Annotated in this window: 5 protein-coding genes; 3 read left to right on the forward strand and 2 right to left on the reverse strand. The window is 54.8% G+C overall.

Going from position 1 to position 3,010, the window contains the following annotated elements:
- Positions 1-14 precede the first annotated feature (14 nt).
- Positions 15-191: a hypothetical protein gene (locus NCN04_RS10010; RefSeq protein ID WP_157028628.1), complete on the reverse strand. Its 177-nt coding sequence runs from the start codon at positions 189-191 to the stop codon at positions 15-17.
- 48 nt (positions 192-239) lie between these two features.
- Here NCN04_RS10010 and NCN04_RS10015 point away from each other — a divergent pair, with 48 nt between their 5' ends.
- Complete coding sequence (locus tag NCN04_RS10015) at positions 240-674, forward strand: secondary thiamine-phosphate synthase enzyme YjbQ (protein WP_250395996.1); 435 nt, start codon at positions 240-242, stop codon at positions 672-674.
- 170 nt (positions 675-844) lie between these two features.
- Positions 845-1,048, forward strand: a complete 204-nt coding sequence (locus NCN04_RS10710; protein ID WP_350223250.1) for an alpha/beta fold hydrolase — start codon at positions 845-847, stop codon at positions 1,046-1,048.
- Here the strand turns inward: NCN04_RS10710 and NCN04_RS10020 are convergent.
- Positions 1,038-1,865 carry an amidohydrolase family protein gene (locus NCN04_RS10020; RefSeq protein ID WP_250395997.1) on the reverse strand — a complete coding sequence of 276 codons (828 nt, stop codon included), beginning with the start codon at positions 1,863-1,865 and terminating at the stop codon, positions 1,038-1,040. The genes NCN04_RS10710 and NCN04_RS10020 overlap by 11 nt on opposite strands.
- A 160-nt stretch (positions 1,866-2,025) precedes the next feature.
- Here NCN04_RS10020 and nadC point away from each other — a divergent pair, with 160 nt between their 5' ends.
- On the forward strand, positions 2,026-2,913 hold the full coding sequence (gene nadC, locus NCN04_RS10025) for a carboxylating nicotinate-nucleotide diphosphorylase (protein WP_250395998.1): 888 nt from the start codon (positions 2,026-2,028) through the stop codon (positions 2,911-2,913).
- Positions 2,914-3,010 lie beyond the last annotated feature (97 nt).

Genomic DNA, 3,010 nt, shown 5'->3' on the forward strand with positions numbered 1-3,010 from the left:
CCTGCTGAGGGATGTCAGCGCCGTTGAGTCCAGGTCCAAACAAACCAGGCGACCACTGCGAGCAGCACCCAAGGCAACAGTGCCCTTAGAACCACGCTTGCCACAAGCAGCACCAGCACGCTGACGCCGCCACGCTTAACCAACGCCTTGCTCTCTGGGGTCATGTACTGCCAGCGGGGAATCAGGGCCATACAACGTCTCCTTGATCAATTAGCTGTTTTAGACGCCAGCATGACGACATGACCTCTCAGCTCCTGAGCCTCCGCACCGAGGCATCCTTTCAATGCTTGCCCCTCACCGCAGAGCTACGTCGCTTTGTTCACTCCATTGGTAAACGGGATGGTGCCGTGGTCGTGTCAGGCCAGCACACCACCACTGCTGTGATCATCAATGAAATGGAGGAACGGCTGCTCATGGATCTGAAGCGGTGGTTGAGCCTGCAGGCACCCCCAGGCGCTGGCTGGAAGCATGACGACCTGGAACTGCGCCGTGGCATTCCGGATGATGAGCCGCGCAATGCCCATGCTCATCTGCAGGCTCTGATGCTCGGCAATGAGGTCACCGTGAATGTCAGCAACGGGGAGGTGCAATTGGGGCAGTACCAAGAGGTGATGCTTGTTGAGCTCGACGGTCCACGTCAGCGCAGGGTGTCGCTGCAGTGGCTTTCGGCCTGAAGCTGTGCCGCATCAGAGAGCCATGCCAGGGAAAAATTCGATCTGAAAGGCTTAGCCGAGGTGGTGATCGCCTGAGATCGGTGACCCTGAGGATCAATCGAATTTGCAGACACCCTGCCCAATCTCCTCCAATCAAATCCCATCAGACTTTTGAACAAGACTTGGATGTGATGGCTGTCTTTGTTCTGGTGCATGGTGGATCTCACGGAAGTTGGTGCTGGGACGCTTGTGCCAAGGAGCTTCAGAGTGAAGGTCACCAGACGGTGAGTTTTGATCTGCCTGGACATGGGCAGGATCGGACGCCTCGAGATCGAGTGACATTGAAGGCTTACGCCCAAGCCATCCGCGATTTGTATTCTTGGCTCATAAGTTAGATTTTATTTTATAAAACTCAATTGCATTCTCTTTTAAAACTTTTTTTGCAGCTTCACCGCCAAGAGACTCAAGAATGATGTGGATATCGCTGAGCTGAAAGGGTATCGACGCTCTTGTTGATGGTAAGTCGGTGCCAAATAGTAGTGAATCTGGATTGGCTTGATGGAATAACTTGATTGCTTCGGACGGATCGAAGTCTATTCGACCAAAGCCAGTGGCTTTCACCTTGTGGCCTCGTTCTACAAGTTTAAGAAGGTGGTGAAAACCTTCTTTTTTCATCCCTAGGTGGTCGATGCAGACAGCAGGTAATGGCAGTAATGCACTGGATAGCTCCTCAAGATATGCGGGGTCTAAATACAATTCGATATGCCAGTTTGCAAGTTCATGAACTCTTTGTGCCATTGAGACTATATGAGTAATTCTTTTAGGGCCTCCACGGTATAGGTTGAATCTTAAGGCTCGTACCCCAGCCGAGTTGAGCTCAATGATTTTGTCATCCGATATGTTGTTTGGCAGTTGAGTGACTCCAACATACTTGGGGCCCAGTGATTTTAAAGCGGCTAAAAGATGGCTTTGATCAAAGCCGTGAAATGAGCCAGAAATGATAGCCCCGCCTGCAAGATCAAATGTTGATAGCCTTTTTCTGTAGTCTTGATGGGTAAATTCTTCGGGCAAATAACCATTGTTGCGTATCAATGGATAGCGAGTATCGATGATATGAAAATGGCTATCGAATAATTCAATTTTTTGAGGCAAAACGACGTTCCTTGCAGGGTCTCGGTCAGCAAGCAATGGATTGGACGGTGCGATGACCACACGGCCAGTATCGCTGCGTCGATGAACCAAGACGTCTTCGTGGCCTGTTGCATTGCGAAGGCAGTTGATCACAGCCAGTCAGATGCGCTTCGGGGGCACGGTGTGCGGTTGGGGGAGGGAGCCGAAGTTCATCATGGGAGCAGTCCATTCTTTACAAGCCTTGGCACGAGCGGACCTCTCGATCACTCCACGACTGCGCCAAAAGCTGGCGGAGTGGCTTCAGGAGGATCTCGGCCGCGGCGACCTCACCACTCCCGCCTTGCGGGGGCGAGAGGGTGAAGCCCATTGGCGGGCCAAAGCAGACGGGGTGTTCTGTGGCGGCGTGTTGTTGGAGCCCTTGTTCAGGGAGTTGGTGGGGTCATCAGCATCGGGGTTCGAATTGCGCCTGCTCGTGCGGGATGGCACCCCAATCGAGGTGGGGCAGCGACTGTTGGAGCTCAGGGGGCCGGCGGAACAATTGGTGGCGATGGAACGCACGGCCCTGAATTTGGCGATGCGTCTGTCTGGCATTGCCACGGCAACAGCCGCTCTTGTGGCCCAGTTGGAAGGCACTGGTGTGGCCTTAGCCGACACGCGTAAGACCACTCCAGGTCTGCGGGAGCTGGAGAAATATGCCGTCCGCTGTGGTGGGGGGATCAACCACCGCATGGGGTTGGATGACGCAGCCATGCTCAAGGAAAACCACCTGGCTTGGGCGGGTGGAGTAACAGCCGCGATTGCAGCGGTGCGATCTGATGCACCCTGGCCCGCCAGGGTGATTGTGGAGGCGGAAACGTCAGACGAAGCCCAGGCTGCGGTGGCAGCAGGTGCGGATGCCCTGCTGCTCGATGAGTTCAGCCCGGAGGCTTTGACCACGTTGGTTCCCCTGCTGCGCGCCCAGGCAGAAGCGCGCCCTACTCGGGCATCCATTGTGCTGGAAGCGTCTGGGGTCAACCCTGCCCACTTGAAGCTCTACGCCACAACGGGGGTGGATTTGATTTCCACCAGTGCGCCGATGACGCGGAGCTCCTGGTTGGATCTGAGCATGCGCTTCACGCCCCCCGGGTGATGAGTATGGGCTGCACTTGTTGCGGCGATGGAACGAAGTCTTCTGTTCTGGGTTGTCTTGACCTCCTTTGATGTGATGCTGCAGAGCTTTTGATTGG

The sequence above is a fragment of the Synechococcus sp. MU1655 genome, from assembly GCF_023630655.1.
In the GTDB taxonomy this organism is placed as follows: domain Bacteria; phylum Cyanobacteriota; class Cyanobacteriia; order PCC-6307; family Cyanobiaceae; genus Synechococcus_C.

Coding starts and splice junctions, on each gene's coding strand:
- NCN04_RS10010 (WP_157028628.1), bottom strand. CDS start 191: ATGGCCCTGATTCCCCGCTGGCAGTACATGACCCCAGAGAGCAAGGCG.
- NCN04_RS10015 (WP_250395996.1), top strand. CDS start 240: ATGACCTCTCAGCTCCTGAGCCTCCGCACCGAGGCATCCTTTCAATGC.
- NCN04_RS10710 (WP_350223250.1), top strand. CDS start 845: ATGGCTGTCTTTGTTCTGGTGCATGGTGGATCTCACGGAAGTTGGTGC.